Raw genomic sequence first — 20,181 nt, forward strand, 5'->3', positions numbered from 1 at the left:
CATGACCGGGAGCCGAACCGAAAGGTTGTCCCCCGACGGGTTACGAAGTGATCAAGCGGCCGGGGTCGCCCGGGCGGGGGCAGCCCCTGTTCAGGGGCGGTGCACGGTCGGGGGCGGGGGCGCCGGGTGCGGCTGTGCCGCCTCTGTCGGGGGCGCCGGGTGCGGTGGTGTGATCGCTGTCGGGGCCGCCTGCTCGTCGGGGTCCGGGGACGGTGCCCTGCCCGGGAGTCCGAGGGCCGCCGCGGCGCCGAGGGCGGCGAGGGCGGCCAGGGCCAGGAGGCCGGTGGTCGACCCGCCGGTCGGTGCCCCGGCCGGGGTGACGGTCATCAGGAGGGTCGCGGCGGCGACGCCGAAGGCCGGGCCGACGTTCATGGCTGTCTGCTGCAGTCCGCCGGCGACCCCGGCGTCGGCCACGTCCGCCCGGTGCACGAGCACGGCGGTGGCGGTGACCATGACCGTACTGAAACCGGCGCCGACCAGGGCGAAGCAGCCGCCGGCCGCCAGGGCCGTCGCCTCGTCGCCGAGCCGGGAGAGCAGCAGCACGCCGAGGGCGAGCAGGCCCGCGCCGGAGACGGTCGTACGGCGGGCACCGAAGCGACGCGTGAGCAGCGCGGCGACCGGCGCGCCGAGGACCATCGTCACCGCGAGCGGCAGGACCCATAGGGCGCTCTCCAGCGGGTCGAGGCCGAGGGTGTCCTGGAGGAAGTACGTCGTCACGAACAGCGTCCCGAAGAGGGCCGCGGAGGCGGCGAGGAGAGCGCCGAGCCCGGCGAGGACGGGCGCCGAGCGGAGGACGTCGGGCGGCAGGAGGGGGTGCGGGGTGCGGCGCTCGCACCGGACGAGCGCCGCACCGGCCACGAGCGCCGCGGCGAGCGCGAGCGGGATCGTCCGGGAAAGGCGGCCGGGGTCGGCGACGGCGACCAGGGCATGGACCAGGCAGGCGAGGGCGATCGCGAGGAGACAGGCGCCGGGCAGGTCGAGGTCCCGGGGCGGGCGCGAGGAACGGAGCGCCTTGGACACGTCCGGCAGGGGGACGGCGACGGCGAGCACTCCGACGGCCAGGGCCGGGACGGCGGTGAGGAGGAAGACGGAGCGCCAGCCGTACGCGCTCACCAGCGCGCCCCCGACGAGGGGCCCGGCCGCCGCCGCGAGGCCGATGGCGCTGGTGCGCAGGGCGATCGGCATCGCCAGCCGGTCCGCCGGGAAGGCGGCGCGGAGCATGCCGAGGGTGGCAGGTTGCAGCAGCGCGCCGCAGACGCCCTGCGCGACGCGCAGTCCCGTCACCCAGCCGATGCCGGGCGCGTACGCGACGCAGGCCGAGGTGACGGCGAAGCCGAGGGTGCCGAGGGCGAAGAGCCGCCGGTGACCGTAGCGGTCGCCGAGCCGTCCGGCGAAGACGAGGAGGCTCGCGACGGCGATGAGGTATCCCGTACTGGTCCACTGCACCTGGTCGACGTCCGCGCGCAGATCGTGCTGGAGCGCGGGCTGGGCGATGGTGAGCACGGTGCCGTCGAGGGCGACGACGGCCGCGCCGAGGACGCTGCAGGCGACGGCGACATGGCGGCGGGCCGTCACCGCGCGCGTCCCGCGGGCCCGAGGTGCGCGTCGACGGCGGCCCGCAGCAGCGGCGCCACCTCGTCGGCACCGGTGGCGAGCTGGAGGCTGCCCCACCCCCACAGCTGGGCGATCCCGTGGAGGCCGGCCCACAGCGCCCCGGCGACGACGGCCGGCGGGGTGAGGGCGGGGACGGCGCCGTCGGGGCGGCCGGGGTGGTCGGGGCGGCCGGTGGTGGCGGTGCCCGTATTAGCACCGGTTGCGGCGCCGTCGGGACGGTCGGTGGCGGCGGTGCCCGTATCGGCACCGGTTGTGGTGCCGTCGTCGGCGGCGTCGCCCCTTGCGTGCGCCACGAGACGCGTCAGCAGTTCGAAGAGCGGAAGGCTCGTCTCCCGCAGCCCGAGCCGCCCGCTCTCCAGCAGGTCGTGGCGGAACATCAGCTCGTACATCCCTCGGCGCGACAGCGCGAAGTCGAGGTAGGCCTCGGCGAGGGCGTACAGCCGCGCGCGCGGATCGTCCTCCGCGCCGCCGGGCAGCGCCCCGTCCCCGCCGCCAGGCAGCGCCCCGCCCCCGCCGCCCGTACCGACCGCGCCCCCGGGCCCCGTACCGACCGTGTCCGCGACGCGGGCGGTCAGCTCGGCGAAACCCTCGCGGGCGATGGCCGAGAGCAGGTCGAGATGGGTGGGGAAGTAGCGGCGGGGCGCGCCGTGGGACACCCCGGCGCGCCGGGCGATCTCCCGGAGGGACAGGGCTTGCGCCCCTTCCCCGTCGACCAGCTCGACACCCGCGTCGACGAGTCGGCGACGCAGCCCCTCGGCTTCTCGATCTTGAGTCATAGACACTGTCTACCAGGGCTGCGTAGACAGTGTCTACCACCCCGACAAGGAGCGCCCACCAAGATCGAACAGGGCGTCCGTTAGACTCGGGGACAGCGAAGGGGAGTAGCCCCGAGAACCGGTCGTCGACACACTGGAACCCCCGGGTTCCCGGTGACCGGGTCCGCGCGAGAGCGCGGACGGGCGAGACCTTCGGCCAGGCATTCACCATGCCCGCACCCCGCGGGCGTGGTCCGACGTGCCGGGCCGAGTGGTTCTTCCCGTCGCCCGCCGTGGTGCCGTGCGGATCCCGGGCCCGGACCGAGCAGAGAGCCCCGGTATGCACCTCGACCCCTTGGCGATCCTCACCGCCTTCGGGCTGATCTTCCTCGCCGAGCTTCCCGACAAGACGATGTTCGCGTCCCTCGCCATGGGCACGCGCATGCGTCCGCTGTACGTCTGGTTCGGCACCTCGACCGCGTTCCTCGTGCACGTCGCGATCGCCGTCGGCGCGGGCAGCCTCATCGGCCTGCTGCCCGACTGGATCGTCAAACTGATCTCGGCCCTACTGTTCGCCTTCGGCGCCTTCATGTTGCTGCGTGGCGGGGGCGACGACGACGAGGACGAGGCCGGCGGCAGGACCGTTACCGGTTTCTGGCCCGTCTACTCCACTGCGTTCATGGCCGTCTTCATCAGCGAATGGGGCGACCTGACCCAGATCACGACGGCCAACCTGGCCGCGACCGACGGCACCTGGTCCACGGCGATCGGCTCCGCCGCCGCCCTGATGAGCGTCTCGGCCCTCGCGCTGGTCGCCGGCCGCTTCATCGCCAAGCGCGTGCCCCTCAAGACCGTGCAGCGCATCGGCGGCCTGTGCATGGCGGCGCTCGCGATCTGGTCCCTGACGGAGATCTTCGTCGGCTGACCTGCAGGACGACACGGGGCGCAGACGACACGAGTCGTAGGCCGCGCAGGACGCAGGCCCGGCCCGGGGGCCTCCCCGGACCGGGCACGCTCCGCTCCCCGATGCGTCGTTCACGCCCCGCGCCCGCTCTTGTTGAAGCGGTGAATCACTGCTTCACTTCTTCCGTGCCCTACCGACGTACCCCCGCCGTCCAGGCCCGGCTCGACGCCCAGCGCGCCACCGTCGTCGACGCGGCCATCGGCCTGCTCGCCGAGCACGGCTACGCCGGCTGCACGGTGGCCGCCGTCGCCGCGCGCGCCGGGATCGCCACCGGAAGCGTGTACCGCCACTTCCCGAGCAAGGCGGAGCTGGCCGTCGAGCTCTTCCGTACGGTGGTCTCCCGCGAAGTGGCCGCCGTCTCCGAAGCGGCCGGACGCACCGACCACCCGGACGCCGCCGCACGGGTCGTCGCCGTCATCGAGACCTTCGCGCACCGCGCCCTGAAGTCACCGCGCCTGGCCTACGCCCTGCTCGCCGAGCCCGTCGACCCGGCCGTCGACGCCGAACGGCTCGTCTTCCGGCGGGCGTTCCGCGATGTGTTCGCCGAGCGGGTCGCCGAGGGCGTGCGCACCGGACAGCTCCCGCCCCAGGACGCCTCGCTGACGGCGTCCGCGCTGGTGGGAGCCGGAGCGGAGGCGCTCGTCGGCCCGCTGACGGCGGGCTCGGTCGGGCCGGACACCGTACCCGCCCTGGTCACCTTCACCCTGCGAGCCCTGGGAGTTCCCGATGCCGACCACGCATGAGGTCACCAACCAAGTCCCGCCGCTGATCGGTTACGACGTGTCGGCCGACCCGGCCCTGCTGGAGGGGCTGCGCCGGGAGGGCGCGGGCTGGGCCGAGGCGGAGGTCCGGGAGCTGGGGGTGCGGGCCGGTGGCGAGGAGGCCCAGGAGTGGGGCCGCGCCGCCGAGCGGAACTCCCCCGTGCTGCACACGCACGACCGCTACGGCCACCGTGTCGACGAGGTCGAGTTCCACCCGTACTGGCACGAGTTGATGTCGGTCGCCGTACGCCACGGCCTGCACGGCGCGCCCTGGCGCGACGCGCGCCCCGGGGCCCATGTGGCTCGCGCGGCGAAGGTGTTCGTGTGGGGGCAGGCCGATCCCGGGCATCTCTGCCCGGTGTCGATGACCTACGCGGCCGTACCCGCGCTGCGGGTCCAGCCCGAGCTGGCCGAGGTGTACGAACCCCTCCTCACCTCGCCCTTCTACGACTTCGGGCTGCGCGAACCGACCTCCAAGCGCGGGATCATCGCCGGGATGTCGATGACCGAGAAGCAGGGCGGCTCGGACGTCCGGGCGAACACCACCCGCGCGGTGCCGACCGGCGAGGACGGCTTCTACGCGCTGACCGGCCACAAGTGGTTCACCTCCGCCCCGATGTCGGATGTCTTCCTCACGCTGGCCCAGGCGCCCGGCGGCCTCTCCTGCTTCCTGGTGCCCCGCGTGCTGCCCGACGGCTCGCGCAACGCGATCCGCCTCCAGCGGCTCAAGGACAAGCTCGGCAACCGCTCCAACGCCTCCTCCGAGATCGAGTACGAAGGGGCCCTCGGCCGGCTCGTCGGCGAGGAGGGCAGGGGCGTCGCCACCATCATCCGGATGGTGAACATGACACGTCTGGACTGCGCGGTCAGCTCGGCGTCCGGCATGCGGCAGGGGCTGGTGCAGGCCGTCCACCACGCCACCCACCGCAGCGCGTTCGGGGCGCGACTGGTCGACCAGCCGCTGATGACGAACGTCCTCGCCGACCTGGCCGTGGAGGCGGAGGCGGCGACGGTCGCCGGGCTGCGACTCGCGGGCGCCGTGGACCGCGCGGCGGCGGGCGACGCCGAGGAGGAACTGCTGCGCCGGATCGGCCTCGCCGTGACCAAGTACTGGGTGTGCAAGCGGGCTCCCGCGCACGCCGCCGAAGCCCTGGAGTGTCTGGGCGGCAACGGCTACGTCGAGGACTCGGGGCTGCCCCGTCTCTACCGCGAGTCGCCGCTGCCCTCCATCTGGGAGGGCTCGGGCAACGTCGCCGCCCTCGACGTGCTGCGGGCGATGGCCCGGCAGCCGCAGGCCGTCGAGGCATTCTTCGCCGAGGTCGACCGGGCGGCCGGCGCCGACCGCCGGCTCGACGCGGCGACGGCCCGGCTGCGCAAGGACCTGGCCGACCTCGGCGATCCCGCCGCTGTCGAGTACCGGGCACGCCGGCTGGTCGAGCACATGGCGCTCGTCCTCCAGGGCTCACTGCTCGTCCGGCACGGCCACCCGGCGGTGGCGGACGCGTTCTGCGCCTCGCGCCTGGACAGCGACTGGGGCATCGCCTTCGGCACCCTGCCGCCCGGCCTGGACACGGCGGCGATCATCGAGCGCGGCACGCCTCGGACGCCCGACGGCGACTGAACCGCACGGGGGCCCGGTCGGCCGGACTGCAGCTGCGTGCCGACCGGGCGGGCCCTCGACGGGGTACGGCTTGCAGGGCCGGGGGGCGGGGGCGGGTCGGGTGGGTACGGCATGGGTGCCCACCCGGGCAGGTCGGACGGGTACGGCTTCGCCCCAGGGGCCGGTCGGACGGGTACGACGTAGGAGGCGGCCCCGCAGCGGGTGCGCCCGCCGCCCGAGGTGCCCCGGGTGGCGGGAGCCGGGTCCGGCCGAGCGGGTTCAGCCCCGCCCGTCCGGGTCAGATGTGCAGCTCGGGAGGAAAGCCGGTCCAGCGCAGTTCGGACGGCAGGTGCCGCACGTCGTTGGAGACGAGGACGGATGCCGGCCGGCCCGGCGCGTAGCGGATGACCGTCAGGGCGGCGTTGCCCTGGTTCATACCGAGCCAGCGCCACTCCGGCGCGTCCAGGGCGTCCCGTACGAGCCACGCGACCAGGAAGTTGTGGGTGACGACCAGTTCGTGCCGGTCCTCCAGCCCGTCCACCGGGCCGGTGAAGAGGTCGAGCGCCCGCCGGGCCAGCACGGGCCCGTGCCGGCGTTCCTCTTCCGTGGCATCCGTGAGGAAGCGGAGGAAGAAATCGGCCGACTCGGCCGGGAGCTCGTCCCACGCGGGCACGTAGGGAACGTAGTCGCCGGCCGGTTCCGAGACGCGCAGCGGGACGTCCGGCAGCTCGGCGCCGATCAGGCGTGCGGTCTGCTCCGCCCGGGGCAGCGGACCGTGATGGACCGCGGCGAAGGGCACGTCCCGGAGGCGGCGGCCGAGCAGCCGGGCCTGTCGCCGCCCGGCCTCCGTCAGCCCGCTCTCGTCGGGCAGGGCCTCGCCGTGCCGCACCAGGTACAGGTATCGGGTGGCCGTGCCGGTCATCGCGTACTCCTTCGCGCCCCTGGACGATCTTGTACGTCGCTGGACGCGCCGCCCGTACGGTCCGGTTCCGCCCCCGGTCGCGAACGCCCGCCGGATGACGCGGGCCGGCCGGCAGGCGGCGTCCCGAGTTGCGTTCCCCCGGACACGCGCAAGGCTGGGAGGCGGAAGCCGCGCGCCGGCGCACTCGCAGGGAGAAACGATGCCCGATTCCGTACCTCTCGATCTCGCCGCCCTCGTCGAGGAGCACCTGACGAAGGCGCGCGCCGACGCGCACGGCAGGAGCGCGCAGCTGCTGGTCCACGACGGAGTGCTCCGGCAGAGCGTCATCGCCATGACGTCGCAGACGGTGCTGGACGAGCACAACGCGCCGCCCGCCGCCAGCCTGCAGGTCCTGCGCGGACGGGTGAAGGTGACGGCGGCCGGGCGTTCCGAGGAGCTGGCGGCGGGCGAGCTGCAGATGATCCCCAAGGAGCGGCACGGGCTCGTCGCCCTGGAGGACGCCGTGGTGCTGCTCACCGCCGTCAACGACTGACGGCGCCGCACCGCACCTGGCCGGTTCCCACGGTCGGCGCCCGCCCGCGTGTCACGCGTTCACGCGTTCACACCGTCTCGTCGAGGTTCCCGGCGTAGTACTCGATGGCCCGCCGGTACCGGCGTACGTACGGGTCGTCGCTGGTGGCCGCGACCACGCCCAGCAGCAGCCGGGTGGACTCCTCGTGGCGCCCGGTGTTGAACAGGGCCATCGCCAGGAAGGTGCGCAGGGCGGCATCCTCCGGGAACTCCTCGGTGGCGCGGCGCAGGGTGGTGACGGCCTGGTCGTAGCGGCCGAGGACGCGGTAGGTGCTGCCGAGGCCGAGGAGCGCCCCGCGCCGGTCCTCCTCCCCCAGTCGGGGGGCGGCCGTGTCGTCCAGCGCCCGCTCGTAGAAGGGGGCGGCTTCCGCTTCCAGGCCGAGGACGTCGTGGGCCCAGGCCGTCTGGTAGGCCACTTCGGCGTCGCCGGGGTGCTGCGCGGCGAGTGCGAGAAGCCTGGTCCGCGCCTCCTCCCGCTCGCCCGCTTCCCGTAGTCCGACCGCCTCGGCCAGCAGCCGGTCCCTCGTCCCGCTGTTCGCGTCGTCGCTCATGTGCCCATCCTCGCAGGCGGGTTGCGGGCGTCCGCCGTGGGGCGCCGGACCGGGTGCCAGGTCGGGGAAAGCCATAGCGGGGCGGGGTCCTTGTGTCGTCCGGGCCCATAGGAGCCGGGTGCGGGGCGCCCCTAGCCTCCCGGCCATCACCCCGACACGATCGAGCCACTTGGGAGTCCGTATGCGTCCACCCCGCCCCACCGCCCGTCGCCGTCCACCGCGCCCTCCGTACCCGGCGCGCCGGCCGGCGTTCGCCGTATCGATGCTGGTGGCCGCCTCAGTCGTGCTCGCCTTCCTCCTCCCTCTTGTCTCTCCCCCGGCGACGACCGCAGCCGAGGCGGCTCCCGCGGCGGTGCCCGTCGCGGCGGCGGCCCCCGCTCCCGTCCCGGGTCAGCTGCGTCCCTACGCCATCGGCACCGTCCACAGCGCCGGCATCTCGTCCGGCGGCTACATGGCGACCCAGCTGCACGTCGCCTACTCGGGTACCTTCAGCGGCTCGGCGGTCTTCGCCTCGGGGCCGTACAACTGCGCCCGGAACACCCTGGCCACCGCCCTCAACGCGTGCATGAACACCACGCAGGACCTCCAGCTCGCGCAACTGGAACAGACCACCCGTGACTGGTCGGCCCGCGGTCTGGTCGACCCCGTCGCGCATCTCGCCGGTGACCCGGTCTATGTCTTCAGCGGCTCGAACGACTCGACCGTGAAGCGACCGGTGGCCGACGCGCTCGCCGACTACTACGGCCGCTTCGGCGCCCGCGTGCGGTACAACCGCACCACCGCCGCCGGGCACGCCTGGATCAGCCCGCTCGGCCCCAACTCCTGCACGGCCACCCAGAGTCCGTGGGTCAACGACTGCGGGATCGACGCCGAGGGTGAGCTGCTGGGCCACCTCCTCGGCGGCACGCCCGCGGCGCCGAGCGCCACCCCCGGCGGCTCGCTGATCCAGTTCGACCAGAACGCCTACGCCCCGGGCGGGGCCGCGGCGCCGCTGTCCATGGGCGACAAGGGCTTCCTGTACGTCCCGACGTCGTGCGCCGAAGGCGCCACCTGCACCCTCATGGTGGCGCTGCACGGCTGCAAACAGGGCTACGGCTATCAGGGCTTCGGGACGCGATTCATCGAGTCCGCGTACCTCAACGAGTACGCCGACACCAACGACATGATCGTGCTCTACCCGCAGGCGACCGCGACGGCGACCCTGGAGAACCCCAACGGCTGCTGGAACTGGTGGGGTTACCTCGGCGATTCCGCCCACGCCCGGCACGGCGGCAAGCAGATCGAGGCGATCATGGGCATGGTCGGGGCGCTGCGCGGCGGTTCCACTCCCCCGCCCGCGGCGGGCGAGGTGACGCTGCCGAGCACGGACGCGCAGGACGGCTACGTGAAGGCCGCGGCCGACGGTTCCGCGGCGGTGGGGACGTTGGAGGACACCCTGGGTCTCGCGCTCGGGCGCGGCACGGACGGCAAGGTGAACCGGACGCTGCTCTCCTTCGACACCTCGCGCATCCCGGCCGGCAAGGAGATCACCCGGGCGTATCTGACGGTGCGGCGCGGCAGCGGATCGGGCGACCCGTGGTCATCGCCGGCCGGCAACCGGTTGCTGGCGGACGTCCGAACGGGCTGCTTCGGCGGCTGCACCGTCGAAGCATCGGACTGGTCGGCCGCGGCCACGGTCGCGGGCGCGGCCCGGATCGCGGGGTTCACCTCCGGCAGTGCCGCGTCGACGGACCTGTCGGCGGAGGCGCTCGCCGCCCTGGACCGGTCCGGCATGACGCAGGTCCGGCTGCGTTTCGAGACGGCCCCGCCCTCGACGGCGTATCTCTTCGTCGACAAGGACGCGCCGGTGACGCTGACGGTCGAGTACCGCTGACGTGCGAGGGGGGTCAGCGGGGCGGTTCCGGTAGTTCCTCGCCCGTCTCGAGGAGGGACTTGAGGCTGGAGAGGAGTGCGGGCCAGCCCTCGCTGATCAGGTCGCCGATCATGCCGTCGGGCTCCAGGTCGTCGTGGACGACGGTGAGTTTGACGATGTCCCCGGCCGGCTCGATCGTGAACGTCACCTTCGACCGGCGTTCCTTGGCGAGCCTGCGGTACACCTCCTGGCCGATCCCGACCGCCTCGGCCCACTCCGAGGTGAAGGTGTGCCAGGTGTACGACAGGAGCCGGCCGGGTTCGGCCGCGAGGACGACCTGCTCGGGGTCGGCGGTGCTGCGGCCGCCCTCGTCCCAGACCATCGGCGCGCCGGTGGTCCACTCCGTCTCGAAGGCCACCCCCCAGTACCGGCGGGTGAGCGCCGGATCCGTCAGGGCCTGCCAGAGCTCGTCCGGGGTCGTGCGGAGGTAGGTGGTGTAGACGAACGCTTTGCTGTCCATCGGGGTCTGCTCCCATGCTGGCTCGAGTGCGAGCGTACGACCCCCGGGTCCTCGACGCCCTTCGCGGCGAGGAACCGGCCGACCGTGTCGCGGGTCCCCCCGGATCCAGGATTTCGCGGAGTCCGGGGACGCGCACGCGCTCGGGGCACGCGGACGGGGATAAACGCCACGGGAGGAATCCGTTGAATAGGTGTGGAAGGAACTATTCAACGGACTGCTAGCGTGTCGGGATGTCCCTCAAGCACGCTGTTCTCGCCGCTCTTCTGGAGGGCGAGGCGTCCGGATACGACCTGGCCAAGCTCTTCGACGTGTCCGTCGCCAACTTCTGGGCCGCCACCCCGCAGCAGCTCTACCGCGAGCTGGACCGGCTGGCCGACGCCGGGCTGATCGCCGCCCGCGTCGTGCAGCAGGAGCGACGGCCCAACAAGCGCATGTTCACGCTGACGGACGCGGGCCGGGCGGACCTGGTCGCCTACACGGCCGAGGCGCCCCGGCCGACCGCCATTCGCGACGAGCTGATGGTCCAGGTCCAGGCGTGCGACGAGGGTGACACCGAGGCGATCCGCGGGTTCATCACGGAGCGGATGGAGTGGGCGCGCGGCAAGCTCGCCCGCTACGACCGGACGAGGGAATGGCTGCTCGGCGGCCGGGACGAGGAGACGTATCTGCGCGAGGCCGAGCGGATCGGACCGTACCTCACCCTGATGCGGGGCCGCTCCTTCGAGGAGGAGAACCTGCGCTGGGGCGAGCGGGCCCTGGCCGTCCTGGAACGGCGCAGCGCCGTCCGGCAACCGTGAGAGGCGTCTTCAGGGGTAACGTCACCGGTCGGCGACCGGAGGGGCCGGTGGCGGACAAGGGGCTGGGCTTGATGAACGTCGGTGACATCGTGGAGGACTTCACCCTTCCGGACGAAACGGGGAAGCCTCGTTCGTTGACGGGCCTGCTCGCCGAGGGGCCGGTCGTCCTCTTCTTCTACCCGGCGGCCCTCACGCCGGGCTGCACGGCCGAGGCGTGCCACTTCCGGGACCTGGCCGGGGAGTTCCGGGCCGCCGGCGCCACGCCGGTCGGCATCAGCGCGGACCTGGTCGAGCGTCAGCAGGAGTTCGCCGACCGGCACTCGCTCGGCTATCCGCTGCTGTCGGACCCGGAGGGCGCGATACGGGACCGCTTCGGGGTGACGCGCGGCTTCTCGCTGGCCCCGACCAAGCGGGTCACGTTCGTGATCGACGAGAACCGCCGGGTCCTGGAGGTCGTCCGCAGCGAACTGCGCATGAGCGCCCACGCGGATCGCGCGCTGGCGGCGCTCCGGGCCCGCACGTCCTGACCTCGGGGCCGTGCCCTCGCTCGGCGCCCTCCCGTCCCGCGAGGGGCGTGGGGCGGGAGGGGCCGAGCTCGGAAGCCGGGGGTGTTCAGCAGCTCATGGCCCAGGTGTGGGAGTCGCCCCGGTCGTTGGCGGCGCCGTTGTAGCCGACCTCTTGACCGGGGGCCAGACAGATGGTCATGGCGCCGCCCTGCCAGGCGTTCTCGTAGACGCGGACATGGTCCTTGACGCCCGGACCGGTGATCCCGTGGTTGGCCCAGGAGGAGTCGGTGTCGGCGATCCAGCCCTCCCACCAGCCGTCGTCACCGCTCCAGTTGGCCCGCTGACCGCCGAAGTTCGCCTCCTGCCAGACGCAGAAGTGACCGCTCGGGCAGTCGGCCGCCTGGGCGGGGCCCGTCAGGGCCAGCCCGCCGGTCAGGGCGAGCAGAGCCGCGGCGGTGGTGGCGAGAATGCGCTTCATGAGGCGTCTTTGCCTTTCTCTGCGGTGGTGGTGCGGACGGACAGCTCCGCTGCCCGTCGCAGCGCGCGGGTGCGCAGCTGCTGGTAGGTGGCGAGCTGGTCCCGGCGCAGGGTGCGCACCCGTGCCAGCTCGACGGGTTCCAGCCGGGCCCTGACGTCCGCGAGGCCGCTCTCGCGCTCGCAACGGGCGGCGACGGCGGGTTCGGGACGTGCGGGGCGGGGGCGGCCGGGCGGTGCGGCGCACCGGGCCCAGCGGTCGAACGCGGCGCGGTGTGCCGGATCGGTCTTCATCCGGGCCTGGGCCTCGGTCCGCAGGTTGTCGACGGTGACCTGGGCGCGGAACCAGCGCGCCTGGTCGCCGTAGAGGGTGCTCCGGGCGGTGGCGAGGCAGCCGTCGCTGTGGGCGGTGACGGTCTGGCCGGTGGCGAGGGTGACGGACAGCTCGCGCGGGCCGGTTCCGAAGAGGGCCGCCTGGAGCCGGCTGTCCTCGGCGGGGCTACGCGGCCGGGCCGGCGGCGCGAAGCCCCGGGCGGCGAGGCAGCGCTCGATCACGGAGCGCTCGGCGGTCCTGAGGAGGGTGTCCCGCTCCCTGGCGTCGGTGGGGAGCGAGGGGCCTCCCGTGACGGTGGCGCACCCCGAGAGCAGGAGCACGGCGGCCGCGCTTCCGAGCAGGCGGCGCACCCGCGCAGGCTTATCGACCATGAACGTCCCCCCGTGCTCCACACCTGGTCAGCGGGGTCGTCGCCGTGATCGTCGCGCCCCGCGGCGATCCTTGCCCGGCCGGACACGGCGCATGCGGAGCCTCACCCGAAGGGGTTCAAAGAGCCGGAGCGCGCGCCCCTCGCGAGCCCTCCGAGCGCTCCGGGGAGGCTCCGGGACGCCTGGGGGCGTGGGCCACGGAAGGGCGGAAGCCGGGGGCGGCAGTGCGAGGGCGGGAACGACAGAGCCCCGGTAGGACGGGGGATTCCAACCGGGGCCGACTGCCGTGACGCGTGAAGAGCGGTCGCCTCAAGGGGGGACTCGGGGACCGGACCCCTTCGACGTCACATATGGATGAACGGTGAACCTTCTGCCATTGTTCCGAGAACCCCTTATGAACGCTGTGACACGGCTCACCGCGCGCACGCACCCGAGCCTCGCCCCCCAGTCGCAGTTCAGACGGGACTTCCGAACACGCCCTAGGGGCGGTAGACGGTGCCGGGCTCGGCCGTGCCGGGCGCCAGGAGCTGGGGGACGGTCACGAAGGTGAAGCCCCGCTGCTTCAGCTCGTCGATGATCCCGGGTACGGCCGGAACCGTACCGTCGTAGATGTCGTGCAGCAGGATGATGCCGTCGCCCTTGGCGCCGTCGACCGTCCGCTGACGTATGAGCGCCGAATCGGTCGTGGCGTAGTCCTTGGCCGTGACGCTCCAGAGGATCTGCGCGAGGCCCAGTTCGCGGCTGACCTCGGAGACCGTGTCGTCGGTGCGCCCCTGCGGCGGCCGCATCAGGGTGGGCTTGCGGCCGGTGATCTTCTCTATGGCGTTCTGGGTGCGGGAGAGTTCGTCCCGGACCTGGTCGGCGTCCAGGTCGGTGAGGATGCGGTGGGTCCAGGTGTGGTTGGCGACCTCGTGGCCCTCGTCCGCGATGCGCTTGACGACCTCGGGATAGCGGTCCACGTGCTTCTTGCCGAGCAGGAAGAAGGTCGCCGGCACCTTCTTCTCGCGGAGTATGTCGAGCAGGTGCGGGGTGTCCTTGCCCGGACCCGCGTCGAAGGTGAGGGCGATGCACTTCACCTTGCCGCAGTCGACCGCGCCGCCGTCGCCCGCCGCTCCGCCCTTGCCGTCCGCGGGCGCGGCCTCGCCCCGGGCATCCCCCGGCGTCACCGTGTCCACCCCGCAACCGGCGATCGCGAGCATCAGCGAGGACGCCGCGAGAATCGCGACGGCCGGCCCCCGGCGCCTGCCCGGCTTCCTTCCCAACATGTGCAACCCGCTTCCCCGTGTCGATGTGATCGGTCACCCACTCCCGCCTGGTCAGGGGCGGTTCCGAGGGGTTCGCCGAGCACTCTACACAGGATGTATACACGGGGTGCATAGGGGGGTGGCCGGGGGCGCGGTGCCGGTGCGACAGAGGTGCGGGCGTACGGGGAGGGGGCGCGTCGCGGGGAGGGCGCGCGGGGAGAGGCGCGGGAGGCGGGGCGTACGGAGAAGGGGCGTACGGGAGAAGGGGCCGGGACGCTCGGAGGCCGGCCCCGGGCGGCGCCCGTCCGCTCCGCCCGGAGGTACGTGGCCCGGCTCGAAAGGGCCGGTGGGTCAGCCGGTCGACGGGTCAGGCGGTGGGGTCCGCCTGACCGGTCGAGGGGTCAGCGCGGGGCGAGGAGGAGCCGGGCCTCGGTCTCCTGGTCGCCCGAGACCGAGTGCGCCGACTTGACGTCGAAGCCCGCGGCGAGGGTCTTCTGTACCTCGTCGACGGCGTGATAGCCGCCCGACAGCACCGCCTCGACCATGCCCGTCAGCGGGGCCGGCCGGGTCTCCTCACGGCGCCCGGCCGCGGTGTCGAAGGTGGCCGTCCAGACCGTGGGTTCGGGGGCCGTCGCCGCGGCCGGTCCGGGTGCGGTCATGTCCTCGAGGGCGTAGACGCCGTCAAGGACGCGGAAGACGGCCTGGGCGTCCTCCCGTGAGCAGTCGCTCAGCTGCACGGTGACGTCGGTGTCGATGTGAGTGTCGTACACGTCGCTCATCTCCTCGCGCCCCGACGGATCGCTCGTCGTGCCTTCGACTCCAGCATCCCTCGCGCCCGCCCTTCCCGCGAGGCCCGGCCTCCGGGGTGCCGGGCGGCACGGCACCGGCGGGAACGGGCCGGCGGCGGGAGCGGGCTGGCGACGGGAACGGGCTTGCGGGGTGGGTGGGCTTGCGGCGGGCTCAGCCCTCGACGCCCGCGGCACCGTGCGACGCGCCCTCATTGTTCCGCCCCGCGGGGGTTGAGAGCCGGTGCGGGCGGTTAGTCGCGGCACAGGAGCGAAAACGGGAGGTCCCGTGTCCAGCCGGTCGGATCCAGCACAGACGGGCGGGGGGGACGGGCTGGTCAGGGGCCGTCGCGAGACGCCCGAGCAGCGCGCCGACCGGCAGTGGGGCGAGCTGATGCAGGAGATCCGGGTGGCCCAGACCGGCGTCCAGATCCTCTTCGGCTTTCTGCTCACCGTCGTCTTCACCGCCCGTTTCCCGGACCTCTCCGCTTCCGACCGGATGATCTACATCATCACCGTGTCCCTGGGCGCGGCGGCGACCGGCGCGCTCATCGGTCCGGTGTCGTTCCACCGTCTGGTGGCAGGGCAGCGCATCAAGCCGCAGGCGGTGGAGTGGGCCTCGCGCCTGACCGCCATCGGGCTGCTCCTGCTCCTCGCCACCCTCGCTTCGGCCCTGACGCTGATCCTGCGAGTGGCGACCGGGGCGGACTACGTCCCGTGGCTGGTCGGAGGCCTGGTCGCCTGGTACCTGCTGAGCTGGTACGTGCTGCCGCTCTGGGTGCGCCGTCGGTACACCAACGGCGACAACGGCAACAATGCCGGTGCCCGCGCCGGCCGTACTGACCGTGCTGACCGTGCTGACCGTGCTGACCGTGCTGACCAGGGTGACGGCGGAAGCCGCAGGCCCGGGCCCGCGGGCGTCGGGAAGCGCGGGAGGTCCGGGGGCGAGGGGGCCGGTACGGGGTCCCGGGTCAACCGGCGCCGGTGACCTGTTCGATCGTGTCGGCCTGGGAGGCCGGCTTGTCGGGCCGGTGGCGCAGGACCCGCGCGAAGCGCAGGGTCACCCCGGCCGGGTAGCGGGTGGAGCGCTGCAGTCCGTCGTAGGCGATCTCCACGACCAGTTCGGGCCGCACGCGCACGGTGAAGCCGTCGTCCTCGACGGCGATGTCGCGCAGGATCTCGGTCTGTCGGCGGAGCATCTCGTCGGTGAGGCCCTTGAAGGTCTTGCCGAGCATCACGAACGTGCCGTCGGCGGCCCGGGCCCCGAGATGGAGGTTGGAGAGCAGCCCGGTGCGTCGCCCGTGTCCCCACTCGGCGGCGAGGACGACGAGGTCGAGGGTGTGAACGGGCTTGACCTTCAACCACGTGCGGCCGCGGCGCCCGGCCACATAGGGCGCGTCGAGGGCCTTCACGAGCACGCCTTCGTGGCCGCGGTCCAGCGTCTCGGTGAAGAACCGCTCGGCCTCCTCGACACGGTCGGCGGCGGCCGGGTCGTCCACGACGGTGCGGCGGACCCGCAGCGGCTCGGGGAGCAGCCGGGTGAGGACCCGGTGGCGTTCGTGGCCGGGGTGGTCGATGAGGACTTCGCCGTCGGCGGCGAGGACGTCGAAGAAGACGGGAGACAGAGGGAGGGTGGCGTGGGCGGTCGCGACGTCGACACGGGAGCCGACCCGGGAGGCGATGTCCTGGAAGGCCATGGGGCGGCCGGTGGCGGGGTCGAGCGCGATGACCTCACCGTCCAGGATGAAGGAGTCTGCGGTCGTCCGGTGGGCCTGCGCGACGACCTCGGGCAGCCGGTCGGTGATGTCGTCCAGGGAACGGGTGAAGATCCGGACGTCGTCGCCCTGGCGGTGCACCTGGATCCGGATGCCGTCGAGCTTCTCCTCGACCACGCAGGGGCCGAGCGCGGCGACGGCCTCGGTGACGGAGGCGGCGGTGTGGGCGAGCATCGGCTGGACCGGGACGCCGACCCGCAGGGCGAAGGCTTCCAGCGCAGCGGGACCTTCGGCGAGAACGGCCCGCGCCACGCGGGGCAGAGACCCTTCGAGCATCACGGCGCGGCGGAGGTCGGCCGCGGGAACGGTCGCGGCGCGGGCGACGCCTTCGAGCGCGATGGCGTCGAGAGCGCCCTGGCGCACCTCGCCGGAGAGCAGCCGGAGCAGGAACTCCTGCTCGGGCAGGGTCGCGGCGGCCATCAGCTCGTGAACGAGGCCGGCCCGCCGCGCCTGTGACCCGGCTCCGGAGACGGCGGCGAGAGCCGCCATGACGGCGTCGGTGCCGGCGAGCGTGAGGGCGGGCTCGCGGGCCGGCTCCACGGCGGGCGGGGCCGCGTCCTTCAGCACGCTCCAGCCCACGCCGATACGACCCTGCGGGAGCCGCCCGGAGAGATACGCGATGACGAGCGGGCTCTCCTCGGGGACGGCCTCGGAGAACAGCTCGGCCAGGACGGCGATCTTCCGTGACCGGGCGGAGGTGGCGGCCACCTGGTGGGAGGCTTCGGCGAGTCGGGCCAGCAGCATGCGGTCATCGTGCCCGCGCGAGGGCGCGCCCGCACCTCGGACTTTCCCTCGATCACGTCTCGCCCCCCGCCCGCCCCTCGGCCGTCGGCCGGTCCGCCCGCGCACCCGCACCCGCACCCGCACCCGCACGGCCTTCCGTCCCCGGCCGACTTGCATCCGCACCCCCTCCCCCTTCCGTCCCCGGCCGGTCCCCCGCCGCACCGGGCCGCGCCAGGGCCGCGCGGCCGGGTCCTCCGCTCGCTCGGGTCTCCTTCCGCCGGCGAAGGCGGTCGAGCAGCCCGCGGGCGGTCCGTCGCCGGGCCGGCCGCGGGAGCACCGCCGTGCGTGGGGGCGCCGCCGCCGGAAGTTCGGGGGTCACAGCCGGATCCTCGGGGAGCGCCGTCAGGCGGTGTGGCAGAGCGACGGGCGGGAACGCCGGGAGGGGGCGCGCTCCGCCGTCGGGGCGCGGGGCGGGCCGCTCCTCGCGGGCCGCGTCGAGGGCGAGGATCAGGCTCAGGCGGTGCCAGAGGATCTCGTCCGGGTCGTCCGCGAGGAGCAGCCGGTCGGTGATCTCGACGGCGGCGGCGGAGTCGGTGCGTCCGGACGGCGGCTCCGGGCGCAGCCTGTCCAGATACGCGCGTTCGTAGGGGTCGTCGACGACCTCGGCGAGTTGGAGCGGATCGAGGAGTGAGGCGATGGCGGCCGCCCGCTGCCACGGGTCCTCGGTCGCCCGCAGGAGCAGGCCGAGCCGCCTGGCGCGCCAGTTCCGCGGCCGGTGGTCGTCTCCCGCGTCGAGCTTCTCGCGGACGGGTCGCGGCAGCCTGCCGGTCAGCAGGTCCGGACGTGCCCGTGCGAACTCGCCGAGTTCACCGGCGAGGTAGAGCCACACCACCGCCCGATAGCGGTTCAGATAGAACCGCACCGGGCTGACGTGCCCGGTCCTGGCGAGCTTGGTGAAGCGGTCCGGGGTCACCGACAGCAGTTCGGCCGCCTCCGTCGTACCGACCGCGCGGACGCGCTCGCGCAGGCCGTCCGGGAAGTCCGGTGCGGCGCGGAGCCGGTCGATCTCCTGCCGGTCCACGCGCCGCCGCGCGCCGCCGGCGGCCAAGGCACCGCGCGTACCCCGCGTGCCGGTCGCGCCGCCGCGTCCCGGAGCGCCGGATGCCGCGCCCGGCACCGTGCGGACCAGGCCGAGCTGCACGGCGAGGCGGAACTCCTCGCGCCGCAGTTCCAGCTCCTGCGCGGCCCGCCCCAGCGCGAGCGTGCGCGCGCTCTCCTCCAGCGTCATGACGATCTCCCCCGTGAGTGACGAATACTCTCGGTGACGACCGTAGCTCCTGGTGACCGACGTCGCTCGGGCCTGTGGATAACCCTGGCCCCGGCGCCTTCCCGGCCCGAAGCGGTCACGGGTCAGAGTTCGGCGTAGCCCGTCCTGCCCGGTTGCCGCGCCGCGACGGCGAGGTGCTCCCCTACACGGTTGACCAGCAGCGTCATCTCGTAGGCCACCTGCCCGACATCGGCCTCCGCCGCGCTGAGCACGCACAGGCAGCTGCCCTCCCCGGCGGCCGTCACGAAGAGCAGCGCGTCGTCGAACTCCACCATCGTCTGCCGGGCCCGCCCCGCCTTGAAGTGGCGGCCCGAGCCCCGGGCCAGGCTGTGCAGGCCCGAAGAGACCGCGGCCAGGTGCTCGGCGTCCTCCCGCTCCAGTTCACTGCTGGCCCCCGTCACCAGCCCGTCGTTCGACAGGACCAGCGCGTGCCGTATGGACCCGACCCGCCGGGTCAGGTCGTCCAAGAGCCAGTCCAGTCCCTTGTCGAGCGCCATCGTTCGGTCCTCCCCCTGTGTGCGCGTCCCCGTCGACCCGTAGTCCCCGTGGTCCGCGTGTCGCGAGCAAGCCTTACGCACTGTCGTGGACAGGGCAAGCACCCCCGGCGGCCTCGTGTGCCGGGGAGGACTTGCTCAGCCGGCCGACTTCCTCAGCCGGCCTCCTTCCCCGACCGGCCGCCTTCTTCAGCCGACGGAATCGAGGAGCCGTGCGGTATGCATCCGCCCCGCGTACTCGACCAGCCGGATCAGCACCTCCTTGCCCGAATCCCGGTCCCGCGCGTCGCACAGGACCACGGGGGTGCCCCGGTCGAGGTCGAGCGCCCGGGAGACCTCGTGGGCGCCGTAGTTGCGGGCGCCGACGAAGCAGTTGACGGCGACCACGAACGGGATCTTGCGGTGCTCGAAGTAGTCCACGGCCGGGAAACAGTCCTCCAGGCGCCGGGTGTCGGCGAGCACGACCGCCCCGAGCGCGCCCTGGGACAGCTCGTCCCAGAGGAACCAGAACCGGTCCTGCCCCGGCGTGCCGAAGAGGTACAGCGACAGCCCGGACCGGATCGTGATCCGGCCGAAGTCCATCGCCACGGTCGTGGTGGTCTTCTGGTCGACACCTCCCGTGTCGTCCACGGACTCCCCGGCCCTGCTGAGCCGTTCCTCCGTCCGCAGGGGGCGGATCTCGCTGACCGCGCCCACCAGGGTCGTCTTGCCGACGCCGAATCCGCCGGCGACCAGGATCTTCAGCGCGAGGGCCGTGCTGTCCACGCCGTCGTCCTCGCCGGTGCTGTCAGAGCGCTCGTAGGCCATCGATGACTTCCCTCAGGATCCGTTCGTCGGGCAGCTGTGCGGGCGGTACGGGCCTGCTGACCTTGACGAAGCCCGCTTCGAGGAGGTCGCCGAGGAGGACCCGGACCACGCCGACGGGCAGGTCGGCGTCGGCGGCGAGTTCCGCCACGGACTGGGTCTCGGACCGGCACAGGGAGAGCAGGGCCCGGTGTTCGGGGCCGAGGAGGGATTCCTCGGCCCGGCCGGGAGGATCGTCGTCGACGACGACCAGCGCGATGAGGTCGAACCGGACGTTGCTGGGGCCCGGCTTGGTGCGCCCGCCGGTCATGGCGTACGGCCGTACGAGCGGCCCGGCGTCGGCGTCGTACCAGTGACTGCCCGGCGCCCCCGCCTCGTCGCCGAACCCGGGCCGGTGTCCGGGGCCGGGGGCCTCGCCGGTGCTGTCCTCGTTCATGGGTT

At 73.5% G+C, this 20,181-nt stretch carries 21 protein-coding genes and 1 pseudogene; 8 read left to right on the top strand and 14 right to left on the bottom strand.

Features of this window, described 5'->3' with window-relative positions:
• Positions 1 to 90 precede the first annotated feature (90 nt).
• Together ACZ6RC_RS22840 and ACZ6RC_RS22845 are read right to left on the bottom strand one after the other, a co-directional pair.
• Complete coding sequence (locus tag ACZ6RC_RS22840; RefSeq protein ID WP_469586167.1) at positions 91 to 1,575, bottom strand: MFS transporter; 1,485 nt, start codon at positions 1,573 to 1,575, stop codon at positions 91 to 93.
• Positions 1,572 to 2,390, bottom strand: a complete 819-nt coding sequence (locus tag ACZ6RC_RS22845) for a TetR/AcrR family transcriptional regulator (RefSeq protein WP_469586171.1) — start codon at positions 2,388 to 2,390, stop codon at positions 1,572 to 1,574. The genes ACZ6RC_RS22840 and ACZ6RC_RS22845 overlap by 4 nt, the downstream gene beginning before the upstream one ends.
• Positions 2,391 to 2,709: 319 nt before the next feature.
• Here ACZ6RC_RS22845 and ACZ6RC_RS22850 point away from each other — a divergent pair, with 319 nt between their 5' ends.
• The 3 genes from ACZ6RC_RS22850 (at position 2,710) to ACZ6RC_RS22860 (ending at position 5,715) form a co-directional block, all read left to right on the top strand.
• Positions 2,710 to 3,294 carry a TMEM165/GDT1 family protein gene (locus ACZ6RC_RS22850; protein WP_391133389.1) on the top strand — a complete coding sequence of 195 codons (585 nt, stop codon included), beginning with the start codon at positions 2,710 to 2,712 and terminating at the stop codon, positions 3,292 to 3,294.
• Between the two features lie 164 nt (positions 3,295 to 3,458).
• A complete protein-coding gene (locus tag ACZ6RC_RS22855; protein ID WP_469586175.1) occupies positions 3,459 to 4,076 on the top strand; it encodes a TetR family transcriptional regulator in 618 nt (205 codons plus the stop codon).
• On the top strand, positions 4,060 to 5,715 hold the full coding sequence (locus ACZ6RC_RS22860) for an acyl-CoA dehydrogenase family protein (protein WP_469586178.1): 1,656 nt from the start codon (positions 4,060 to 4,062) through the stop codon (positions 5,713 to 5,715). The genes ACZ6RC_RS22855 and ACZ6RC_RS22860 overlap by 17 nt, the downstream gene beginning before the upstream one ends.
• Before the next feature lie 277 nt (positions 5,716 to 5,992).
• Here ACZ6RC_RS22860 and ACZ6RC_RS22865 read toward each other — a convergent pair whose 3' ends face one another.
• Positions 5,993 to 6,616, bottom strand: coding sequence for a histidine phosphatase family protein (locus ACZ6RC_RS22865; RefSeq protein WP_469586183.1), 624 nt, complete (start codon positions 6,614 to 6,616; stop codon positions 5,993 to 5,995).
• A 199-nt stretch (positions 6,617 to 6,815) separates the two neighbouring features.
• On the opposite strand from ACZ6RC_RS22865, the gene ACZ6RC_RS22870 reads away from it, so the two are divergent.
• A complete protein-coding gene (locus ACZ6RC_RS22870; RefSeq protein WP_391133479.1) occupies positions 6,816 to 7,148 on the top strand; it encodes a cupin domain-containing protein in 333 nt (110 codons plus the stop codon).
• Between the two features lie 67 nt (positions 7,149 to 7,215).
• Here ACZ6RC_RS22870 and ACZ6RC_RS22875 read toward each other — a convergent pair whose 3' ends face one another.
• On the bottom strand, positions 7,216 to 7,737 hold the full coding sequence (locus tag ACZ6RC_RS22875; RefSeq protein ID WP_469586186.1) for a tetratricopeptide repeat protein: 522 nt from the start codon (positions 7,735 to 7,737) through the stop codon (positions 7,216 to 7,218).
• A 262-nt stretch (positions 7,738 to 7,999) separates the two neighbouring features.
• Between ACZ6RC_RS22875 and ACZ6RC_RS22880 the strand changes: the two genes are divergently transcribed.
• A complete protein-coding gene (locus ACZ6RC_RS22880; protein WP_469586189.1) occupies positions 8,000 to 9,610 on the top strand; it encodes an extracellular catalytic domain type 2 short-chain-length polyhydroxyalkanoate depolymerase in 1,611 nt (536 codons plus the stop codon).
• A 13-nt stretch (positions 9,611 to 9,623) separates the two neighbouring features.
• On the opposite strand, the gene ACZ6RC_RS22885 is transcribed toward ACZ6RC_RS22880, so the two are convergent.
• Positions 9,624 to 10,109, bottom strand: coding sequence for an SRPBCC family protein (locus ACZ6RC_RS22885; RefSeq protein WP_391133488.1), 486 nt, complete (start codon positions 10,107 to 10,109; stop codon positions 9,624 to 9,626).
• 230 nt (positions 10,110 to 10,339) lie between these two features.
• Here ACZ6RC_RS22885 and ACZ6RC_RS22890 point away from each other — a divergent pair, with 230 nt between their 5' ends.
• Entirely contained in the window at positions 10,340 to 10,906 is a 567-nt protein-coding gene (locus ACZ6RC_RS22890) for a PadR family transcriptional regulator (protein ID WP_391133491.1), read from the top strand.
• Positions 10,907 to 10,977: 71 nt separating this feature from the next.
• Positions 10,978 to 11,433: a peroxiredoxin gene (locus ACZ6RC_RS22895; protein ID WP_391133495.1), complete on the top strand. Its 456-nt coding sequence runs from the start codon at positions 10,978 to 10,980 to the stop codon at positions 11,431 to 11,433.
• Between the two features lie 85 nt (positions 11,434 to 11,518).
• Here ACZ6RC_RS22895 and ACZ6RC_RS22900 read toward each other — a convergent pair whose 3' ends face one another.
• From ACZ6RC_RS22900 to ACZ6RC_RS22915, 4 genes are all read right to left on the bottom strand, one after another.
• The gene (locus ACZ6RC_RS22900; RefSeq protein ID WP_391133498.1) at positions 11,519 to 11,890 is read right to left on the bottom strand and encodes a peptidase inhibitor family I36 protein; all 372 of its coding nucleotides are present in this window, start codon (positions 11,888 to 11,890) and stop codon (positions 11,519 to 11,521) included.
• Positions 11,887 to 12,591, bottom strand: coding sequence for a hypothetical protein (locus ACZ6RC_RS22905; RefSeq protein ID WP_469586194.1), 705 nt, complete (start codon positions 12,589 to 12,591; stop codon positions 11,887 to 11,889). The genes ACZ6RC_RS22900 and ACZ6RC_RS22905 overlap by 4 nt, the downstream gene beginning before the upstream one ends.
• A gap of 476 nt (positions 12,592 to 13,067) precedes the next feature.
• On the bottom strand, positions 13,068 to 13,853 hold the full coding sequence (locus ACZ6RC_RS22910; protein WP_469586197.1) for a polysaccharide deacetylase family protein: 786 nt from the start codon (positions 13,851 to 13,853) through the stop codon (positions 13,068 to 13,070).
• 380 nt (positions 13,854 to 14,233) lie between these two features.
• On the bottom strand, positions 14,234 to 14,611 hold the full coding sequence (locus tag ACZ6RC_RS22915) for a hypothetical protein (protein ID WP_391133506.1): 378 nt from the start codon (positions 14,609 to 14,611) through the stop codon (positions 14,234 to 14,236).
• Between the two features lie 295 nt (positions 14,612 to 14,906).
• Here ACZ6RC_RS22915 and ACZ6RC_RS22920 point away from each other — a divergent pair.
• Positions 14,907 to 15,416, top strand: a pseudogene (locus ACZ6RC_RS22920) (DUF6328 family protein); the annotation flags it as partial.
• 172 nt (positions 15,417 to 15,588) lie between these two features.
• Here ACZ6RC_RS22920 and ACZ6RC_RS22925 read toward each other — a convergent pair.
• From ACZ6RC_RS22925 to ACZ6RC_RS22945, 5 genes are all read right to left on the bottom strand, one after another.
• Complete coding sequence (locus ACZ6RC_RS22925) at positions 15,589 to 17,136, bottom strand: ATP-dependent DNA ligase (RefSeq protein WP_391133515.1); 1,548 nt, start codon at positions 17,134 to 17,136, stop codon at positions 15,589 to 15,591.
• 52 nt (positions 17,137 to 17,188) lie between these two features.
• Positions 17,189 to 18,403, bottom strand: a complete 1,215-nt coding sequence (locus tag ACZ6RC_RS22930; RefSeq protein WP_469586201.1) for a DUF6397 family protein — start codon at positions 18,401 to 18,403, stop codon at positions 17,189 to 17,191.
• A gap of 122 nt (positions 18,404 to 18,525) precedes the next feature.
• Complete coding sequence (locus ACZ6RC_RS22935) at positions 18,526 to 18,939, bottom strand: roadblock/LC7 domain-containing protein (protein WP_391133521.1); 414 nt, start codon at positions 18,937 to 18,939, stop codon at positions 18,526 to 18,528.
• A 186-nt stretch (positions 18,940 to 19,125) separates the two neighbouring features.
• Positions 19,126 to 19,743 carry a GTP-binding protein gene (locus ACZ6RC_RS22940; protein WP_391133524.1) on the bottom strand — a complete coding sequence of 206 codons (618 nt, stop codon included), beginning with the start codon at positions 19,741 to 19,743 and terminating at the stop codon, positions 19,126 to 19,128.
• Positions 19,724 to 20,176 (bottom strand): DUF742 domain-containing protein, encoded by a 453-nt coding sequence (locus ACZ6RC_RS22945; protein ID WP_469586206.1) that lies wholly within the window; start codon positions 20,174 to 20,176, stop codon positions 19,724 to 19,726. Before ACZ6RC_RS22945 ends, ACZ6RC_RS22940 begins: the two co-directional genes overlap by 20 nt.
• Between the last annotated feature and the right edge of the window lie 5 nt (positions 20,177 to 20,181).

It is taken from the genome of Streptomyces sp. NPDC048353 (genome assembly GCF_055587165.1).